Source organism: Candidatus Erwinia haradaeae (genome assembly GCF_900698885.1).
Lineage (GTDB): Bacteria > Pseudomonadota > Gammaproteobacteria > Enterobacterales > Enterobacteriaceae > Erwinia_E > Erwinia_E haradaeae_H.
In genome coordinates this window covers 303,667-325,096 of record NZ_LR217705.1, presented here as the reverse complement: position 1 = coordinate 325,096, position 21,430 = coordinate 303,667, and the positions used below count along the sequence as shown (strand labels likewise).

15 protein-coding genes are annotated in these 21,430 nt (G+C 32.2%); 2 read left to right on the top strand and 13 right to left on the bottom strand.

Annotated elements, in window-relative coordinates; all coding sequences use genetic code 11:
* Positions 1–274 precede the first annotated feature (274 nt).
* The 13 genes from lpxB to rpsB all read right to left on the bottom strand — a co-directional run bounded on the left by lpxB (position 275) and on the right by rpsB (position 14,845).
* Positions 275–1,420, bottom strand: coding sequence for a lipid-A-disaccharide synthase (lpxB, locus tag ERCISPPS3390_RS00980; protein ID WP_197095000.1), 1,146 nt, complete (start codon positions 1,418–1,420; stop codon positions 275–277).
* A 3-nt stretch (positions 1,421–1,423) separates the two neighbouring features.
* On the bottom strand, positions 1,424–2,212 hold the full coding sequence (lpxA, locus tag ERCISPPS3390_RS00975; RefSeq protein ID WP_197094999.1) for an acyl-ACP--UDP-N-acetylglucosamine O-acyltransferase: 789 nt from the start codon (positions 2,210–2,212) through the stop codon (positions 1,424–1,426).
* Between the two features lie 3 nt (positions 2,213–2,215).
* Complete coding sequence (gene fabZ / locus ERCISPPS3390_RS00970; RefSeq protein ID WP_157989018.1) at positions 2,216–2,671, bottom strand: 3-hydroxyacyl-ACP dehydratase FabZ; 456 nt, start codon at positions 2,669–2,671, stop codon at positions 2,216–2,218.
* A gap of 158 nt (positions 2,672–2,829) precedes the next feature.
* The gene (lpxD, locus tag ERCISPPS3390_RS00965) at positions 2,830–3,858 is read right to left on the bottom strand and encodes a UDP-3-O-(3-hydroxymyristoyl)glucosamine N-acyltransferase (protein ID WP_197094998.1); all 1,029 of its coding nucleotides are present in this window, start codon (positions 3,856–3,858) and stop codon (positions 2,830–2,832) included.
* Positions 3,859–3,861: 3 nt separating this feature from the next.
* On the bottom strand, positions 3,862–4,359 hold the full coding sequence (locus ERCISPPS3390_RS00960; protein WP_231517342.1) for an OmpH family outer membrane protein: 498 nt from the start codon (positions 4,357–4,359) through the stop codon (positions 3,862–3,864).
* Positions 4,360–4,496: 137 nt separating this feature from the next.
* Positions 4,497–6,908, bottom strand: coding sequence for an outer membrane protein assembly factor BamA (gene bamA, locus ERCISPPS3390_RS00955; protein WP_197094996.1), 2,412 nt, complete (start codon positions 6,906–6,908; stop codon positions 4,497–4,499).
* A gap of 1,417 nt (positions 6,909–8,325) precedes the next feature.
* A complete protein-coding gene (locus ERCISPPS3390_RS00950) occupies positions 8,326–9,189 on the bottom strand; it encodes a phosphatidate cytidylyltransferase (RefSeq protein ID WP_197094995.1) in 864 nt (287 codons plus the stop codon).
* A gap of 43 nt (positions 9,190–9,232) precedes the next feature.
* Positions 9,233–9,976, bottom strand: coding sequence for a polyprenyl diphosphate synthase (gene uppS, locus ERCISPPS3390_RS00945; RefSeq protein ID WP_197094994.1), 744 nt, complete (start codon positions 9,974–9,976; stop codon positions 9,233–9,235).
* Positions 9,977–10,141: 165 nt separating this feature from the next.
* Positions 10,142–11,341: a 1-deoxy-D-xylulose-5-phosphate reductoisomerase gene (gene ispC, locus ERCISPPS3390_RS00940; protein WP_197094993.1), complete on the bottom strand. Its 1,200-nt coding sequence runs from the start codon at positions 11,339–11,341 to the stop codon at positions 10,142–10,144.
* A 108-nt stretch (positions 11,342–11,449) separates the two neighbouring features.
* A complete protein-coding gene (gene frr / locus ERCISPPS3390_RS00935; protein WP_197094992.1) occupies positions 11,450–12,007 on the bottom strand; it encodes a ribosome recycling factor in 558 nt (185 codons plus the stop codon).
* 136 nt (positions 12,008–12,143) lie between these two features.
* On the bottom strand, positions 12,144–12,869 hold the full coding sequence (pyrH, locus tag ERCISPPS3390_RS00930; protein WP_197094991.1) for a UMP kinase: 726 nt from the start codon (positions 12,867–12,869) through the stop codon (positions 12,144–12,146).
* A 222-nt stretch (positions 12,870–13,091) separates the two neighbouring features.
* A complete protein-coding gene (tsf, locus tag ERCISPPS3390_RS00925; RefSeq protein ID WP_197094990.1) occupies positions 13,092–13,901 on the bottom strand; it encodes a translation elongation factor Ts in 810 nt (269 codons plus the stop codon).
* Between the two features lie 257 nt (positions 13,902–14,158).
* The gene (gene rpsB / locus ERCISPPS3390_RS00920) at positions 14,159–14,845 is read right to left on the bottom strand and encodes a 30S ribosomal protein S2 (protein WP_197094989.1); all 687 of its coding nucleotides are present in this window, start codon (positions 14,843–14,845) and stop codon (positions 14,159–14,161) included.
* Positions 14,846–16,088: 1,243 nt separating this feature from the next.
* On the opposite strand from rpsB, the gene map reads away from it, so the two are divergent.
* Together map and gmhB are read left to right on the top strand one after the other, a co-directional pair.
* Positions 16,089–16,877, top strand: a complete 789-nt coding sequence (gene map, locus ERCISPPS3390_RS00915; protein ID WP_197094988.1) for a type I methionyl aminopeptidase — start codon at positions 16,089–16,091, stop codon at positions 16,875–16,877.
* A gap of 2,856 nt (positions 16,878–19,733) precedes the next feature.
* On the top strand, positions 19,734–20,297 hold the full coding sequence (gene gmhB, locus ERCISPPS3390_RS00910) for a D-glycero-beta-D-manno-heptose 1,7-bisphosphate 7-phosphatase (RefSeq protein ID WP_197094987.1): 564 nt from the start codon (positions 19,734–19,736) through the stop codon (positions 20,295–20,297).
* The last annotated feature ends 1,133 nt before the right edge of the window (positions 20,298–21,430 follow it).

Here is a 21,430-nt window from a genome sequence, read left to right as displayed (position 1 = left end):
AGATCTAAAGATAAATATATCAATATTATATATTCTCTATAGCTTTCTGAGACATGAAAATTAAATCTTTGTCCATTAAAATAACTTTTTAATTCTAATCTTTTTTAGATATATTGATTTGCTAAAAACTGAAAATAATATTCACCAATATACTATAGAGTATTAGACATGCCATCGTCTATTATTATATAGCTTCTTAACTTTAAGATAAACGTAATATCTCTATAGAAATCACTATTAGGATCTAATGCATTATATAACTATACTTAATAATTTATTGACAAATCTCTAATACTGCCTCTGCAGCCCTTTCATTTGCATTTCGGCGCAATTGTCTATGTAAATTAGAAAAAATATCAAATAACGCATAGCAACTTTGTTCTTGACCTAAAAATACTTCCAATTCAGAAGCAAGCCGTGATGGTTGGCAGCTATCCTGTAATAATTCAGGAACAAGTTTAAAACCTGCTAGAAGATTAGGTAATGATATATACTCTGTACGAACTAATCGTCTAGCTAACCAAAAAGTCACCGGTTTTACGCGATAAGTAACAACCATAGGACACCTCGCTAACATACACTCTAGCGTGGCTGTACCAGATGCAAGTAAGGTAGCGTCACTAGCTTGCATAGCTTGCCGACTTTTTCCATCTAAATAACGTACCGGTAAATCCGGTGAGACGCGGGATTGAATCGCTTTAAACTGCGCTTGATGTTTATCATTCACTAACGGTACTAAAATCTCTAATTCTGGATATTTTTCTCGTAAAATCATCGCTGTTTTTAAAAAATCTGAACTTAGCATTTTTATTTCAGCGCTACGGCTTCCTGGGAGCAAAGCCAAACATAAAGCTTTTTCTGAAATTCCAAGCTCACAACGTGCAACTGATTTATTTGGTACAATTGGCATAAGATCTGCCAAAGCATGACCAATAAAACAACAAGGGATATTAAAATGATCATAAAATAATTTTTCAAATGGAAAGAGCAGTAATACAAGATCCACTGCGCGTCTAATTTTATATATACGATTTTTTCGCCACGCCCATAATGCTGGGCTTACATAATGAATAGTTCGAATGCCATGACGCCTAAGATTTTTTTCTAGTGTCAAATTAAAATCTGGAGAGTCAATTCCAATAAAAACATCTGGTTTTAAATTAATTAATCGACGAGTTAGAACACGGCGAATATACCACAGGCGTCGTACACAACAAAGCACTTCAGAAAACCCCATTACAGAAAGCTCTGACAGATCATACCATGCCACGCACCCCTCAAACTGCATTAGAGGTCCAGCGATCCCCACAAAACAGGCATGGGGGTGCTTTTTTTTTATCGCATGGATAAGCCCAGCGCCAAGTATGTCACCAGAAGTTTCTCCGGCAACTAATGCAATCGTTAAAGATTGTGTGGCCATAGATTAGCGAATAATCCCTCTAGTGGATCGAGCAAAAAAATCATAAAATAACTGCACCTCTGGATGTGAATTCGCAATGCTCGCGATCTCTATTTTTACCTTGTCAAGTGTTTTCCCGCTACGATACAACATCTTATAGGCAGTACGGATCGCACTTAATGCCTCTTTACTAAATCCATGACGCTGTAAACCTACCACATTAATCCCAAAAGGCCTTGCATGATTCCCCTGCGCAATAATATAAGGAGGCACATCCTGCGTCACACCAGAGCATCCACCTACCATAACATAAGAACCGATAATACAGAATTGATGCACTGCGGTCATGCCACCAATGATTGCAAAATCATCAACATTAACATGTCCAGCTAATGTAGCATTATTAGATAAAATACAATTGCTCCCAATAATACAATCATGAGCAATATGTGCATTTACCATTAATAAATTATCATTACCGATACGTGTAATTCCATTTGCTTGCACGGTTCCACGATGAATTGTGACACTTTCACGTATGTGGTTACGATCTCCAATCTCAACTCGTGTTGGCTCACCAGAATATTTTCGATCCTGATTTACATCACCAACTGAGGCAAATGGCCAGAGAGTATTATTTGTTCCGATAGAAGTATGACCATGAACTACCACATGTGATTTGAGAACTGTACCAGCGCCAATTCTAACATTAGAGCCCACAACACAAAATGGATTAATCTGAACGCCAGCACCAATCACAGCGCCTTCTTCAACAATGGAACTAGGGTGAATAACGGCGGTAGCATCAATCACCAATTAAACCTCCCGGCTACGGGCACACATCATTTTTGCTTCACAAACAATTTTACCATCAACGGTCGCATCGCCTTTAAAACGTGTTAAACCACGACGGGTTTTTTCAAAGTTGACTTCCATAATCATTTGATCACCTGGAACCACTGGACGTTTAAAACGTGCTTCATCAATACCTGCAAAATAGTAAAGCTCACCCGATTCTAATTTACCCATGCTTTTGAATGCAAGAATACCAGTAGCTTGAGCCATAGCTTCTAAGATTAAAACCCCTGGAAAAATAAGCTTTCCAGGAAAATGACCTTGAAAAAACGGTTCATTTACTGAAACATTCTTCACTGCTCGCAAATATTTGTTTTTTTCAAATTCAATAACTCGATCAACTAATAGAAATGGGTAGCGATGCGGTAAAAGATTAATGATCTCTTCAATTTTTAGGGTATGCATGTGAATAGTCAAAATACTCTTCCCGTCCTAAAAGCTAATAGCATCAGTAATGAGACTTGTAAAAAATCTATAATTTTTCCACAAACCAAAAATAATTTTTGAGACCATATGCTCATTCTTGTTCGCATATTATTTGGTATACACTATATATAGGCTATATGGTAATTTACTTATTCTTCAATATTTTTGAATGTACGTTCAAGATTTTTCAAGCGTTTTCTAATATCATCAATATGCATTACTAATGTTACCGTTTTACGCCAGGTTTTATTGGGTTGAATCGGAATTCCTGAAGAGTATATACCTGGTTCCGTAATAGATCGCATTACCATGCTCATCCCGGTAACAGTAACATTATCACAGATTTCTATATGTCCATTAATAACACTTGCACCACCAATCATACAATATTGCCCAACCTGAAGGCTTCCAGCCATAATAACACCGCCCGCTACTGCAGTATTATTTCCAATAACAACATTATGTGCAATCTGGCATTGATTATCCACAATAACATCATTACCAATTTTCGTATTATCGAGAGAACCGCGGTCAATAGTAGTACAGGCACCAATCTCAACGCGATGGCCAATAATTACTGTACCTAACTGAGGAATCTTAACCCAATTACCAGAGCCCCGAACGTAACCAAAACCATCAGAACCAATAACTGTTCCAGATTGAATTAAACAATCCTGTCCAATTTCTACTTCATGATAAATTGAAACATTTGCCCATAGTTGACTCCTAGAACCAATATGGGTTTGTTTTCCAATAAAACATCCAGCGCCAATGACCACATCGTCACCTAATACAACGTCAGATTCAATCACTGTATTAGCGCCAATTGCCACACGTTTTCCAAGACAAGCTGTGCAATCAATTACCGCACTTGGAGCAATCCTGATCGCTGGCTTGGGTGTTTTATCAAACAATTGCGCTATACGAGCATATGCCAGGTATGGATCAGTCACTATCAATGCAGAACCATAAAAAAATTCAAGATCCGCTCGTGTCAGTACCACAGCTGAAGCTTGGCAAACTAAAAGCTTTTTACAATAGCGCTTATTAGAAAGAAAAGTTATCTGGCCTCTTTGAGCAGATTGCATAGATGCAATGCCAGAGATAGAAATTTCTCCATCACCATGCAATTCTGCATTTAACTCCTTGGCCAAATCAGCCAGTCGAATAAAAAACATAAATTATTTTACCTGCTTCAACACATCAGCAGTGATATCTCTCACTGAGGAAACGTAAGCAACCGCACCTCGATCTAGAACTAAATCATAACCTTTAAGTGTAGAAACTTTCTGCACAGCATTCTGAATTTTATATATAATTTTATCCCTCTCTTCTATTTGGCGGCGGCGGGTATCCTGATCAAAAACCCGAACGGTAGTATTAAATTCTTCGCGCTTTTTGATAATATCTTTTTCCATTTGAAGCTGATCACTTGCTTTCATGGTTGACCTGTTACGCTGCATATTCTGTATTTTGGTTTGCAGATCATGTTCCATATTCTGCAAAGCAATCGTTCGATCCTTAAACTCTTTTTCTAACTTATGCGTTACAACAACAAGTTCTGGTAATTGCTGAAAAATATCAGAAATATTTACTACTGCGATTTTATCAGAGGCTGTAGCAGATACAGAAAAAATTAAAACAAAACTTAGACTTATAATACGAAAAACCTGTTTCACTTTTGAGCTCCTTAAAATTTTTAAAATATTTATTATCATTGCGGTAACAAAACACATCACTACAATATCGTATCATATTAACTGATCCATTCTAATGCAGATTATAGCTTATTGTCTGACTCTACTTACATATTGTACTACCAAGTTTTTCCTATATAAAATTGAAATGGTTCAGATTTGTCTCCATGATACCTCTGAAAAGGGTACGCATATGAAAATACTAATGGTCCAATAGGTGACATCCACTGCAATGCAACCCCTGCTGAGATACGAATATTTTTAGGTTTACTATAATCTGGAATATGCAGAAGCGTCATCTCCTTAGTTTCTTTCCAGCACGTATCCCATAACATACCAGCATCTACAAATAGAGAAGTACGTATTAAATTGACATACTTTTCGTTAAGAAAAGGCGTTGGTGTAATTAACTCAGTACTTAATACCACCAGAGCATTACCACCAACCGAATCTTCAGACTGACATATACCACCCAAAGAACCACTCGCGCACTTAGATAAAGCATTATTATAATATACAGCCTTTGGACCAATAGTGTTAGTACGTAAACCTCTTACTGTTGTTAAACCGCCAGCATAAAAATTTTCATAAAACGGCAACTCATGGCCATCAAAACCGTCGCCATAGCCTAGGCGACCACGACATAAGAGAATCCAATCTCCTCTGGCATTCAATGGAAAATATTGCTGCATACTCATCATGATTCTATAGAAAGTATTTTTTGAACCAGGTATAGTTATTTTACCATTAAGATTCGTGTGATGCCCTCTAGTAGGAAAAAAGCTACGGTCTAATGTATTATAAGTCCACCCATAATTTACAGTAAGATCATCTGTAGAGAACTCTTCAGCAGAAGAAACTGAGGGGTTTTCACCATAAGTACGCAAATAACGCCACATCGCAATCTGTGGTTTCATATCAGAAAGACTATGATGAAGATAACCAAAACCAATATGGAGGGTATTGGCTTCATTTAATGGAAAACCAAGCATACTCTCCCCTCCATAATATTTATTAGTATAATCTGACAAATCCGCAGCATGGGCCTTAAAATCATTATAAATTAAACGTCCACCCAGGCTCACGCCAAAAGTAGTAAAATAAGGATCAGTCAGAGATAGTTCAGCATACGTCATGTAATCATTTTTTGTACTATTTATACCAATAGCATTACCCGTTCCTAACCAATTATCCTGAGTGAGTCCAATCTGAAAATTCACACCATTTTCCGTGCCATACCCCACACCTAAATTAATCGCTCCAGTATTACGCTCTTGTACTCTATACACTACATCCACTTGATCTAAAGACTCAGGTACTCGTTGAATATTAGAGCTAACTGAAATAAAATAGCCAAGACGATTTAAACGCTCTTTTCCTTGTTCCACAAGGTCACTTTGTAACCATGTACCTTCCATTTGCCGAGCTTCACGACGCATAACGACATCTTTAGATACATGATTACCTTCAAAACGTACTTGACGTACATGATATCGAATACCTGAATTAATAATAAAGCTTAAGTTCACAGTTTTTTTAGTATCATTAATATGCAGCTTCGTCTGAATATTTGGATATATATACCCCTGATGTCCTAATATTTTTTTAATAGTCTCTTCTATACGCAAAGCATGCGTTCGATTATATAATCGACCAATCTGCTCTGATTTTAAAGCCAGAATCTCTCTTGAATCGAGTTTTATATTACTATTAATCATAATATCAGTTAATTGATACTGCTCACCTTCTGTGACATTAATAGTAATATAAATACCTGTTTTATCTGGCGTCAAATTAATCTGAGTAGAATCAATATTAAAACGTGCATAACCACGATCGAAATAGAAGCTTCGTAAAATATTTAAATCTTCATTGACTTTTTGTGTCTGATATTTACTATCACTCAATATATGCAACCAAGAATTTTTATCTCTTAATTTTAAATGAGAGAGAAGTTCATCTGTTTTGAATATTTTGTTACCCACTATGTTAATTTGTTGAATTTTTGCAGGTCTCCCCTCAGTAATAATAAAATTTAAATCAACACGGTTACCTGGTAATGTAGTTGAAACAGCGTGCACACTTGACCGATAATGACCGATACTATAGTAAAAATCCTCTAATTCCTGCTCAATAGAGGCAAGAGAAGAACGATCTAGCGACTCTCCAATGCATATACCAAAAGCGTTTAAATTCTTTTTTAATAATTCTTCTTTAAGAATTTTATTTCCTAAAAAAGTAATACAAGCAATTACTGGACGCTCCTTGAGTTTTATAATTAGAGAATCACCATTACGTATGAGCCGCACATCATCGAATTTTCCAGTCGCAAATAATGTATGAATAGTCCTTCTAATATCTTCATGAGAAGCTACATCTGAAACATGAACAGGTATACTTCGTAGTACAGACTCAACAGAGATCCGTTTCAATCCATCAAAATAAATATTTTTGACCACAAATCTATCCGCACTACATACAGTAGCGCTGCTCAAAAAAAGTGATGCTATGAGAAAATTTTTCATTGACATCCTTTTATAAATGTATCCCGGCTTTTATTATAAATTTTATTACATAACATAAAGTTATATAATTTAAAGCAATTCAAAGCATGATAAATTATCATAAGTAATAGTCCTTTAAAATACACTGGACTAATGAAATTAAAATGATAAGAAAGTTTATGAATTTGTTCAGGCATAGGGCTACCTATTATCTTCAATACTATAGAAAGTAGGTTATCACTATCTACACTAACAGTGAACAAGGATTGATCGTCCAAAGATTAACACTTAAAAAGCGCCAGAAACATGATGTAGTAAATGCAGTAATATTCTATATGCCCTAAAAAAACACTTTTTCAAATAAACAAAAATATCTATTAAGATTATGAAATTGTCTCTCATTTATTTTTGATTTTGAATGTTTTTAACATTAAAATTAAGTATATTTTTAGATATAAAAATCTCCTTACAAATAATAACCCACAACTCATATTAGAAACTGTTCTATACCAAGCAGGTATACTACACATATAAGGAAGAAACCCGTAATGTTCTTGAAATTTTTTGGAAAATAGTTCTTTTCACTTAAAAAACTCTATCTTATGAATCGTCCAACTAAAGTTCTTACAGAGCATATCTATTAAAGTGATTTCACTGTAACACACCGAAATACTCTAAGGATTCTAATAACTTTTATTAGAAAAATATTTTCCTTTTCAGTCTTATCGACTCTCTGTAAAGAATTCTTATACCTCCAGTATTTGTCATCTAAATATATCAACCTATAAGATATAAATAGGACGCAAAATAAAAATAACCTACATTACGCTTGTAGTTAACAGCATAGACATTTTAGTACTCTATAATCATTAATCATTAAAAAGATATAGTTAAATATGTAGTACTGCGTTAAAATATTTGCGCTAATCATTCCACTAAAATTCTTAATTAATTATTCCAACCTAACCTCTTGATTCTATCAATAAATTTTACTAACAACCAGCCATTAAAGAACTAGCTCGCCTAAAGAAATATTTATTTCACTATAGTTAAAAAATAACTAAAATAATTTGCAAATAAACACATTTAAAAATTATCAAAATAAAATCTATCTCCTAAATTTAAGATCAAAAAAACTTATAATTAGTTCAAATTTTATTTTTACTATACCCCTATTAAAAATTTTGATTATTAAGTCATTTTATAAAGATACACGAGATTCAAAATAATCACCTTCTCATTTAACATCACAATTATAAAAACTATTAATATTATTGAATAAAACCTATTCAATTCTAAAAACAAACAAAATATTGCATTATTTATACTTTACTTTATAGTAATGCACCATCTAAAATACGGACACTCATGCACAATGATATCAATAATTTCTATATAAACTTTAAGAACAATTTTCAAAGCATGCCACTCAGTAGAACACCCCTTATATAACTTCTGTAATCACAAGCTGCAAACTAGCGAAAATTGGAGCGGCAGCAGTCAGACTATCAATACGATCTAATATACCACCATGGCCAGGAATTAGTTTACCACTATCTTTGATGCCAGCTGTACGTTTAAAAATACTTTCGCTTAAGTCACCCAAAATAGAAGCAAACACAGTAAATATAGAACATAAAAACAAACTTATTGGCGCTACACCCAATACTGTGAGTTGAGTAAATATAAAAAAGATTATAAATGCACTCAATAGACCACCTAGCAAACCTTCCCATGTTTTTCCTGATGAAATTTTTGGCACTAACTGATGTTTTCCAAAAACTTTTCCAAATAAATAAGCACCAGAATCTATCCCCCAGACTAATATTAATAAATATAGAAGACGCCACGCACCAACAGTGTGATCTAATTGATAGTGATATTGACGAACTGTCAGCATACCACAAAAAAACGACCAAATAGTTAATAAACCAAATAAAATACCCAATATACGTGAAGTTCTCCACAATACGGCTGAAGATGGATAAAATAATACTAAAGGTATCACTAATATCCACCACCATACTGCAATCCATAGTATATCAGGAATTCTTAACCAATGTATCCATTCCAGCGCATTACCGAATAATATATCAAACATACTAATTGATAAAATAAACCCACACAATATTATAAAAAATACCCGATGACAGCAAGAAGATAAACCTGCCAAAGGACACCATTCCCATGCAGCTAACATGCTTATTAAGAAAATAGTAATACTAAATGCCAATATAGGTAGACAAAATAATGCTCCAATAATAATTGGAATTAATATCAATGAGGTGATGCATCGCATTCGTAACATCAAGCCTCCTAAGTTCCTATAAACATTTACGTTCCTATAAATTTTAAAGAGTGATACCACCAAATCTACGCTCTCGTTTTGCAAATGCATTTAGTGCACCTTTAAAAACATCTTCATCAAAATCAGGCCACAAAATATCTGTAAACCAAAACTCTGCATAAGCCGCTTGCCATAATAGAAAATTACTAATACGATATTCTCCTCCGGTCCTTATTACAAGATCAACAGGTGCTATTGTGCTTAAGCATAGATGCGCGCTTAACGTTTTTTCTTCAATTTCGTCTGGACGAAGAATCCCGTCTCGCACCTGTTCTGCTAAAGCCCGTACTCCGTGAATAATATCCCAACGCCCCCCATAGTTTGCAGCAATATTTAATATTAAACCTTGATTGTTCTGAGTTTTTTCTTCAGCACATCGGATACAGTCTTGTAAGCGATGACTAAAACGAGTGGTATCACCAATAATATTCAATCGAATATTATGTTTATGTAAATTTTTAACTTCTGTATCAAGAACTAAGACAAATAACTCTAATAAGGCTATAACTTCCTGATCAGGACGACTCCAATTATCACTACTAAAAGCATATAACGTCAGTGCATCTAATTGATAATTTACTGCAACACTAATAGCGCGCCGAACAGATTCCGCACCGGCCTGATGTCCAGTAATCCGCAATTTCCCTTGTTTTGTTGCCCATCGACCATTACCATCCATAATAATTGCTACATGACGAGGCTTAACCATCGGTTGGTTCTTATATTGCAATTGATCTTCGGGCGACATCGCGCGTCATGATCCCCCTAGTTCAGAATTAAATAACTTCTGAGAATCTTGCTTTATTAAAAGCTAAGCTAGCATAATATAATTAGCCATTTTATTAATACGTTAATAATCTCTAACTTCAAAATCAAAAATTAACACCAAGATCATAAACCAAATCATAACAGATCATTTTTTAATAAATCGTGACAATAACTCCCATGCTACAGATCTTGCTTCACAGTCGATAACAAGTACCGCATCAACGCTATCTGGCTCACAACAGGACAAATTATCTAAAACGGCAGCATTTAGTGAAACAATATCAGTGAAAGCTATTCTTGATGCTAAAAATGCTGCCACCGCAATCTCATTAGAAGCGTTCAATATCGTGGTAGCCGCCTGTCCCGCTTTGCTAGCCTGAATGGCCAACTTTAGGCAAGGATAACGTACATAATCAGGTTCTAAAAAAGTCATTGCTGAAAGTTTCTGAAAATTAAGCTTTGTAGCTCCTGATTTCACTCTCTGAGGCCAACCCATACCATAAGCAATTGGCGATCGCATATCCGGGAAGCTCAACTGTGCCATAATACCACCATCGAGATAACGAACCATAGAGTGTATAACAGACTGTGGATGAATAATCACTTCTATCTGCTTATCGGAAGCATTAAAAAGCCATTTTGCCTCAATATATTCTAAACCTTTATTCATCATCGTAGCTGAATCAACAGATATCTTACGCCCCATCATCCAATTTGGATGCAAGCATGCTTGATCTGGTGTCATATAATGAAGTTTTGATAAAGGAATGTCGCGAAACGGACCTCCTGATCCTGTCAAAATAATACTCTCAATACCATTGCTCTCTAAAACAGCAAAACCTAACTGAGTCTGTAAAGATACGGGTAAGCTTTGAAAAATAGCATTATGTTCACTATCAATAGGCACAATCTGAGCCTGAGAGGAAATAACCGCTTCTAGAAAAAGGCGCCCGCATGTTACTAGTGATTCTTTATTAGCCAGCAAAACTTGTTTGCCAGCCTGAATAGCGGATAAGGTGGGCAATAAGGCTGCTACCCCTACAATTGCCGAAACCACCTGATCAACATCATCTAGCGCAGCCATATCACAGATTGCCTGTTGACCATTTAAGACTTCAGTGGAGATATGAAAATAATGCAATCGAAAGCGTAATTCACGCGCAGCTTTCTCATCTAGCATAACAGCGAAATCTGGACGAAACTCTAGACATTGCCACATCATCCGTTCAACATTTCGTCTCGCCACTAAAGCTTTAACAGCAAATAGCTTGCGGTTTTCTCGAATTACAGATAACGTACTACTACCAATAGATCCAGTTGAGCCGAGAATCGTTAATTGCTTCATACATTTACTCAGAATAATAAAATGCAGTCGTCATTGTAAAAAATCGGACAGTTATTCTAATTTAGAACATTGTATATAATATTAACACATAATACTGTGGCAAAATTTCTAAAAATCTAATATATCCTTCTCTTTATCTAATAAAATTCTATCTATTTTCTTAATAAAAATATCAGTAATTTTCTGAACCAATTCTTGTCCGCGTCGGTCTTCTTCTAGGCTAATTTTTTTTTGTTTTAAAAGCAGCTTGATGTGATCATTAGCATCACGACGTATATTACGAACTGAAATTTTTCCCTGTTCAGACTCACTACGCACCAGTTTAATTAGTTTATATCGACGCTCTTCGGTTAATGCTGGAAGCCGAATGCGGATATCTATACCTACTGTCTGCGGATTCAAACCTAAACCTGAAGTTATAATTGCTTTTTCAACTAAGGAAATTATAGATCTATCAAATACGTTAATCTTTAATGTGCAAGCGTTTTCTACAGTAATATTAGCCAACTGAGATAAAGGAGCAGACGATCCGTAATAATCAATAACAATACCATCAAGTATAGATATCGATGCGCGCCCGGTATGAATTTTTCTAATGTTTTGTGTAAACACTTCCACGCATTTTGTCATACGTATTTCAGTGTTATTCTGAATATCATTTATCACTCTGAACAGCCTTCAATGCTATTGATATTATCACTATGATCAGGAACTGAAACGCAATCTGTCAATGACTTATCACCCTGATTAGATTGGCAGCGCCTACCTTAATTCTCTTGATGTGATTGCAATTAAACAAACATTAATTTGTAATTAAAGTTCCTTCTTTTTTACCCATAAGTATACGACATAGAGCGCCTGGCTTATTCATATTAAATACACGAATAGGTAGCCCATGATCACGCGCTAAAGTAAAGGCAGCTAAGTCCATGATTTTTAGAGCGCTACTTAGTACTTCTGAGTAAGTAAGTTTGTCATATAACACCGCCTTTGGATAACTTGCCGGATCCGCAGAATAAACACCATCTACTTTAGTAGCTTTTAGTACTGCGTTAGCCTGAATTTCAATGCCACGCAAACAAGCTGCAGAGTCAGTAGTAAAAAATGGGTTACCAATACCTGCAGCAAAAATAACTACATGATTTTTTTGTAAAAGACTATTGGCCTTGTCCCAACAATAAGTATCGCAAACAGCATTTAAAGGGATAGCGGACATAAGCGTGACCTTCATATTTTCACGATACATAGCATCTCTCATGGCTAAACCGTTCATTACTGTTGCTAACATTCCCATATGATCTCCTACTACACGATTCATACCAGCCTGTTCTAAACCTGATCCGCGAAATAAATTTCCACCACCAATAACTATACCCACCTGAACGCCTAATGCTACTAACTCTTTGACCTCTTTTGCCAAGCGCCTTAGCGAACTAGGATTAATACCAAAACCTTCAGAACCTTGAAATGCCTCACCGCTCAACTTTAGCAGGATACGTTGATATACAGGTTTTATATAAGTCGCCATAGTCATGTCCTAGACGATGTCTGTAATCAGGAATTCTAATTTTCACTAGAATTATATTTTCACCAAAATTATCTTTCAAATCTCAAGGGGTGATATATAACGAAGATGAGATTGTTATTGAATAGTTAGATTTCAAAAACAACTATCTAAACTATCTAAATAACGATTCTCATAAAAACTACTTCGTGACTTGAGTTAATAATGAAACTTCTTTTTCAACATTTAATCCTTTTTCTTAATCCCCTCACCTACCTCAAATCGCACAAAATTATTCACAACAGCATCTTCTTCGACAAGACATTGACTGACATCTTTATTCAAATCTAAAATAAATGGCTGACTAGTTAAAGAGATTTCTCGAATAAATTTTTGCATTCTGCCTGTCACTATTTTTTCAGCAATCTCTTTTGCTTTTCTAGATTGCATTGCAATTTCTAATTGAACCTGGTACTCTTTTTCTAAAACTTCAGATGATACATCTTTTGGTGCAATAAATTCAGGTTTGCTTGCTGCGATATGCATAGCAATTTTTTTAGCAAAATTGACGGTTGATTTTGTCAGAGACACTAACACACCAATACGTTGGTCATGTAAATATTTTCCTAAAACTGGACCTTCTAGAGAAACTATTCGTCGAATATGAATATTCTCACCAAAATGAGAAATTAGAGACATACGCTCCTCTTGAAACTTGTCTTCTAATTTTTTTGCATCGATTACACGACTAAAAATAGCAGCATCAAGTACTTTATCAGCAAACAATTGAAAGCTAACATCCTTAACCACAAAATCTGTCTGACAATTGATCTCTAACATAACACCGTAATTCCCTATTGTTTTGCATCTAATCAAACCTTCTGCAGCTATATTTTTCGTTTTTTTTGCTCCTTTAATTATACCAGCTTGACGCATATATTTTATGGCTAAATCAACATCACCGTGCGCATCAATAAGCACTTTTTTACAATCCATAATACCTGCACCGGTGCGTTCGCGTAAATCTTTTACTAGAGCAGCGGTAATCTGAACCATTCTTTTCTCCTAAGATTAACTCGCATTATATTTAAAATATATACATGTATCTGATACAGAATAGTATTTTTTTTTTAAAAAAGACACCGATATCTTTTTAAGATAAATCATACAATAAATGCCAAAAAAAGTCAAAATCTCACAACCTATCCAAAAATCACTATCTCATGATAACTATTTATTAAAAATAATAAAATATACCCACTATACCTCAAATAATATGCAGTAATTTTGTACATTCTGTTATTTAATCTAAATTATGCTCTAGATAACCCATCACGAATAGTAGCCTCTACTATTGTTAGATATAAATTGATAGCACGAATAGCGTCATCATTTCCTGGAATAATAAAATCCACGCCAGCTGGATCAGAATTTGTATCTACAATAGAAAACACTAAGATGCCTAAGTTATTTGCTTCTTTAATCGCAATATGTTCATGATGAGCATCCACGACAAATAGTGCGTCTGGCAGGCCACCCATATCCTTAATCCCACCTAAACTATTTTCTAGCTTAGCTAATTGACCAATACGAATTAGGGCCTCTTTTTTAGTAAGCTTCTCAAAGGTACCATCCTGAGACTGAAGCTCTAATTCTTTTAAGCGCTTAATAGACTGACGCACTGTTTTCCAGTTTGTCAACATACCACCCAACCAACGGTGATTGACAAAAAATTGATCACAACCTAAAGCGTGTTTTTTAATAGCTAAATTCGCCGAACGCTTAGTGCCAACAAATAAGATTTTACCTTTACGGGCAGAGATCTTTGTAATTTCAGATAAAGCTTCATTAAACATTAGAACAGTTTTTTCAAGATTAATAATATGAACCTTATTGCGGGATCCAAAAATAAATGGTTTCATTTTTGGATTCCAATATCGAGTCTGGTGACCAAAGTGTACGCCTGCTTGAAGCATTTCATGCATAGAAATAGTTTCCATCATTACCCCTATAGAGTATATAATACTAATTATATTATTTTGTAGTTAAAATTATATATGTCCAATAAAAAAACCTATTAGTTTTAAACTAAATAGGCTCTTCAGAATTACATCAATAAAATCTCTTCGAAAACACAGAACGTTTTATACGCGTAGTGCTTATTATTTCATAGCTATCACAACGAATAGTAATTACACTGTGTATTAATATTTTTACTATATTATATATTAATGCCATAAAACTCTGATTATTATCGAATAAAATATAGTAATTAAAATATTATTATCTACAGTTCTGCAATTGTTACTAACTGCTTACTTTAATGGTTAATTATGAGAATAATATTCGATTGCATTAACATCTATTATATTAATCTAGATGATTGTTATCATAGACCATTCATCGTCTAAATAAAGCATCTTCTATTAAAGATAAGAAATAAGTTTAGATCTTACGATGCACATAGAGCAATCGATATAATGCAATATAAATTATTTTTATAGCAAGAGGAGTGACTAACTATACCTGGTATAATTTAGTATAACTATTATTTAGCATAACCATTGTATAGACAGTTCTATACATAAAAATGACATGACTATATGTAAATAAAGCACATATTAAGAGTGCTTATCATCAGATATTATCCGATCGCCACGAAAAAGTTTTGTACATTAAAAATAATATTAGGCATATTTTACAGTAGAAAATCAACAGTACAAAAAATCATCATATCTTAATATATCTACCTCTTAATCTCTCTTAAACAAAATCATGCATATTTTAGATAGCTAGTTATAGAGATAAACTGGATACTCTAACTAAAATATTCAAAATACCACTAAACCAATCCACTAAACGAATAATATTTAATATTATAGAGCATTATGCTCGAACGGTATATATATACTAACCATCATCCTTTCATCATACAAGAAATCAAATAAAAAAACTAATAAATTAACAAAAATCACCTCACTCTAAACTGTTACTTATTTTAAAATTAAGGAAGATGATATAAATAAAATATTTTATTTTATAAGATAAATATATTCCTTTTCTTGCACTTGTGATTAATTATAAAAAAGACTAGAAAAGACCTCTAATTTTAAACTACTATAGTTAACAATACACTACTACATGCTATTATAATACCATCTTGCATTAGCAATACTATTTTGCATCTCATCTTCTTATCAGAAAGCATCTTCCTTTCTTACTTAATACGGATATATATATTCTATGGCTATTTTAATTAAATCTAGTAAAGAGATCAATAAAATGAGAACAGCTGGTCGCTTAGCCGCTGAGGTTCTTGAAATGATCAAGAAACATGTTGTTCCTAATGTTAATACAGAAACACTAGATCGCTTATGTCATAATCATATTACTAAAAAACACAATGCTATACCCGCATGCCTGGGTTATCGGGGATACCCAAAATCCGTATGCATTTCAATTAATGATGTGGTATGCCACGGTATTCCAAGTCAAAATGATATTCTAAAAGATGGTGATATTGTTAATATTGATGTCACGGTACTAAAAGATCACTACCATGGTGATACTTCTGCTATGTTTTTTGTAGGTCAACCAACCGCTCAAGGTGAGAAACTTTGTCGTATTTCACAAAATAGCCTCTATCTTGCTATACAACTTATCAAACCCGGGATTCGCCTAAGAACCATCGGAAGAGAAATTCAAAAATTCATCGAAAAACAAAACTATTCCATAGTACGAGAATACTGTGGACACGGTATTGGAAAAGGATTTCATGAGGAACCTCAAATTCTTCATTACGATGCTGATGATGGCGGTGTAGTGTTAAAAGAAGGCATGACGTTTACTATTGAACCCATGATTAATGCTGGAAAGTGTGGTGTTTACACTTTGCAAGATGGATGGACAGTTAAAACTGCAGACTCCAGCTTATCTGCTCAATATGAGCATACCGTTGTCATAACACATAACGGATGCGAAGTTCTGACACTACGTAAAAATGAAATAATTCCTCGAGTATTTACACATTAATATTTAAATACTAATAGAGAAATCTATATTTATAAATAGATCACTAATAATCCCAAAAAAATAAAAACAAGTTAAGTTAAAATCTTAGATATCAATACATATTACGCAATACGTTTAAGTGTTGAATAAATTATAGTGTTACAACTTTTATGACATCATTCCTATTATGTTATGTTATGTTATGTTATGCTAAATAATATATCCATTAAAAATCAGTAAAAAAATTATAAAAATATAACTATATACTGAAAAAATAACACCTGTATATATAGACAGAGTATGAGATATTTCTCATGTTAAAACAGCATCTCATATTACTGGTAAAATTTAAAAAATTGAATATATTTTATCTTTAACTAGTAAAATTAAATAATGGATTAGAATAACAACAAAAAAATTATATGCTGATCTAAATAGATCTATTGAAATCTATTTAAATTTATTTGAAAAAATAATCTAAAATATAAGCCAGTAAATCAGCATAAATAACTTTATTATCAGGTAACCACAGTCGGAGACCCTAATAGAATTAAATGCTCTATATCTAAATCCAACCAAAGAATATTACTGGTTTTTGTTAATAATCAGATCTTTTTTAAAAAAATTTCTTACCTCCTTAAAGATTACTATACATTGAGTATTTTCTTGATAATAACTTTCTAATCTTATAACTTGATTCAGCATAAAGAAATTATTATTTACTGATAATCTCAAAAAACACATTCCGATTTTAAATATTTTGAGGTTACTATAATTAATAAATTAAAAAACCTTACAGCTTTACTTAAATTTTTAGTAATTATTTCAGTTCTACGATACCATTTCTTCTATTATCCATATCCGATACGAAAAAATACAACCAAATCTTAAAATACAAATCATTAACATTTTCCTACTAAAGATGGGATAATTATCATTCAATTCAATAATGATCTTTTCTTTAATTGTATAACTTGTCTCATCAAGTAGAGGTAGTTTAGGCGATGCTCTGATTAATACGAGAAAGAATTATTTATTAAGACCGCGACTTAAAAACAACATTAAGATTACTATCTATACACCAAAATGGTATATCTTGAGCGTCATAATATAATCTTAATTACTTATTAATCTAGCAAGATTGAACGAGTAGTGCATCAAATAAAATCTATCTACATATTTATATATGTAATATTTTAAAACATTCTCACTATAGACTTGATCTTTTATCTAAAATGTTATCAAAGATATTATCAATCAAGATTCTCACTTAAATCAATTCTATTCATACTATATACAAAAAAAAGAATTAAAATTTGCACACTGCGCTGAAAAAGATAATGAATATAAAAATATTACTCATTCATCAAAATATATTGGAAATATCTTTATCGATCCGTTTAATTTCTTATGTTATGGGGAAACATAAAAAATCTACATCTAATGGTAGTATATTTCTAAGTCATATATATAAACCTGTATTATGAATCTTTAACTATTTGTACATAATAGAGATAAATATATATTAATTGTTCTATTATAGAATTTTCTTCCGTGATTTTACAAAAAAAATTATTTTTACAGTGAATAAGATATATTATATAATATAATAATTCTTCTAATATGTTATGTATCGAAAAAAGATGCTTTTCATGCATATAGAAATAATTTTCTGCACCAAGTAGCATCAAGGTGATCAGTGAGAACCCTATCTAAAACGGTCATCTGATTTATTAGATTTTACGTAGCTCTGATAATAAATACATATATTATGAAGCGTATACTACACTATATTTATTCTAATCAGTGATAAGCTTATTAACAGTATAAAAATATCAATACATTAATTATTATAATTTTCAATTAAATCGTTAACTTATCTATGACCAGATGCAATCTATAGTATAACGTCGCAATACAAAATAAATCTAAATTACATGCATCTACTATAAAGTGCCTATATTTCTATTTAATATATAATTCTACAAATAGAAAAATATTTTTATATTATACACTTTCAAATTACTCAAATAACTAAATAAAATAACTTTTAAAAACGCCGTATAATATAATTACTAATTAAATAGATGTTATATATCATAGTAATTAACATTAATAAAATCTGAATGAATTGCTTAATTAAAAGAAAAATACAACACACCATGCTTTATTAATCATCTGCATGAGATGTTATTATAATCTGAGCTCATATCCTATATAATATATATTATTCTTATTTATCAATTAGTATATTAATTTACGTTAAGATTTCTTTTATATTCTAATATAAAATACTTTTAGACATATACACTTATCCTGTTAAGTAAGTTAAATAATAGAAAGCTATGCAACATGTGTTTTACATCATCGATTATAAAAACACACTATACCAATCATATGGTGATAAAATTAATACTTTAATGATGATAAGCTATATAAAAAATAGAAAAACAATATCGAATATAAAATTCTTTGAAAAAGTAATCGTAAGCTGCAATAATTAACATGTATAAAATATGCATCAGCCTCTCACTATAAAGACACTTATGCTATGATTTTAGTAATCATTAATAATTGTAATAAATAGCAAGTAGAGTCTACTTTATTTCTATACTTTAAGAAAGGATCAATAATAACATATGTTGTATATATAAAGGATCCAAAAATATCCACCAATATATTCATATTTAATATATATGTTACTTATTTTAATAATATTACTTATACATTCTAAATACATATATGCTTATTGCTAAACTAAAAAATTTTAGAGATCAAAAATATAACCAAAACCCATGCGCGAATTCTAATATTTTTTATATTTTTCTCAATATATTCGCAAAACTATAATCATAGATATTTAGTGTAGGAGGGGTAATGCGTCATAATCGCATTTCTGTAATTTTTTTAGATAGAGATGGTACTATTAATCTAGATTATGGATACGTCTCTACAATTGAGACCTTTAAATTTATCGACGGTGTCATTGATGCAATGCGCGAACTAATGAATATGGGTTTTTCTCTTGTATTAATCACAAATCAATCTGGTATTGCACGCGGTATATTTAGCATGAATCAATTCATTTCCTTAACTAAATGGATGGAGAAATTTCTTGCAGACAGAAATGTTAGATTACATGGTATCTATTTTTGCCCTCATTATCCTTCAAGCTTAATGTACTTATGGCGTCAGTTATGTAACTGCAGAAAACCAAAACCAGGAATGTTACTTTCTGCCCAAAAAGAGTTAAATATTAACATGTCAGCTTCCTATATGGTTGGTGATAAAATTGAAGATATGCAAGCAGCAACATTAGCAGGTGTTGGAAACAAAATACTCGTACGTAGTGGTCAGCAGCTTAAGTCTTCATCTAAAAATAGCGCTGATGGGGTACTAGATAGTCTTAAAGATTTACCGAGATATATCCAAAAATCTTGAATTGTCATGAATTTATTTATGTCATATAATACTAAAAATCCTATCATAATAGATAGATTGTTAATCTATAGCCTACTATTATCATTAATTTTTTAACACATCTAACACATCATGTTAGATGTAGAATGATTCTTAGATGTAGAATGATTCATATACTATATATTAGCCAGGAGTATATTCTTTATACTACCCAAGAATATTTTTAAGAGAAAAATATCACACATACCTATAGATCCAAGTGAACCAAAAAACACACATGATTCTATAAATCAATTACCCTAGTAAACTACTGCGTATGTATATAAATATAATTCTTACAAACACTGAATCGAATCTTCTTACCAATTAAATATCATATAACCAAATATATCTCTATTAATTATCGCTGATTCACATTCTATTAAAAATATTTTAAAATCAACTGGATAATTGTAAACAAAGATCATATCCTTTAAATTAAGATCAGTCGGAAGATTAATCGCCCTAATATAAAATAAATTAACCTTGACAGCAATTACTAATTTGAGTGATAAAGATCTTTCAATATTAAAAATTAATCGTATTCACTGATAATACTGAGCAGTGATAGTAAATTATCTAAAAATTAATATCCATTTCATATTATAAGTTATTATAATATGTTAATAATTTTTTATACAATTCATGAAAAAATTATTAATGTTTAAAAACTCTTCTCATTGACAATCATTTCATGTATTTAGATTAAAAATCTGCTTTAAATAAAAACGCATAAAAAGGAAATATACTTAAAATAAGCACAATATATAAATTAAGCTGATACTAAATAGGGACTAAAATTAGATTCAAGCGCTCCGTCTACCTCAAGATTTAATATATATCAAATAAACACCTCTATTTTATAAAAACCATAAATAGTATTGAATAATATTAAAATAGAGTTATCGTAGTTAATATAATTTAACTACATATATACCTGAAATTTATCTAGATACCACCTTACTTATTATATTTTTTTAGAAATTTTCTATAGAATTACAAAAAAAATCAGATATCAAATTGCATGCCAGATGATATATGAATAGTATGATACGCATAATAACGATCACCTGATGAGATGATCACATAAAAATTTCTATTATTTAACTAAGCTA

What these genes read in the sequence shown, in the direction of transcription:
- rpsB (WP_197094989.1), bottom strand. Translation starts at nt 14,845, where the DNA reads ATGGAAACTATTTCTATGCATGAAATGCTTCAAGCAGGCGTACACTTT.
- pyrH (WP_197094991.1), bottom strand. Translation starts at nt 12,869, where the DNA reads ATGGCGACTTATATAAAACCTGTATATCAACGTATCCTGCTAAAGTTG.
- gmhB (WP_197094987.1), top strand. Translation starts at nt 19,734, where the DNA reads ATGCGTCATAATCGCATTTCTGTAATTTTTTTAGATAGAGATGGTACT.
- ispC (WP_197094993.1), bottom strand. Translation starts at nt 11,341, where the DNA reads ATGAAGCAATTAACGATTCTCGGCTCAACTGGATCTATTGGTAGTAGT.
- ERCISPPS3390_RS00950 (WP_197094995.1), bottom strand. Translation starts at nt 9,189, where the DNA reads ATGTTACGAATGCGATGCATCACCTCATTGATATTAATTCCAATTATT.
- lpxD (WP_197094998.1), bottom strand. Translation starts at nt 3,858, where the DNA reads ATGTTTTTTATTCGACTGGCTGATTTGGCCAAGGAGTTAAATGCAGAA.
- uppS (WP_197094994.1), bottom strand. Translation starts at nt 9,976, where the DNA reads ATGTCGCCCGAAGATCAATTGCAATATAAGAACCAACCGATGGTTAAG.
- lpxB (WP_197095000.1), bottom strand. Translation starts at nt 1,420, where the DNA reads ATGGCCACACAATCTTTAACGATTGCATTAGTTGCCGGAGAAACTTCT.
- map (WP_197094988.1), top strand. Translation starts at nt 16,089, where the DNA reads ATGGCTATTTTAATTAAATCTAGTAAAGAGATCAATAAAATGAGAACA.
- bamA (WP_197094996.1), bottom strand. Translation starts at nt 6,908, where the DNA reads ATGTCAATGAAAAATTTTCTCATAGCATCACTTTTTTTGAGCAGCGCT.
- tsf (WP_197094990.1), bottom strand. Translation starts at nt 13,901, where the DNA reads ATGGTTCAGATTACCGCTGCTCTAGTAAAAGATTTACGCGAACGCACC.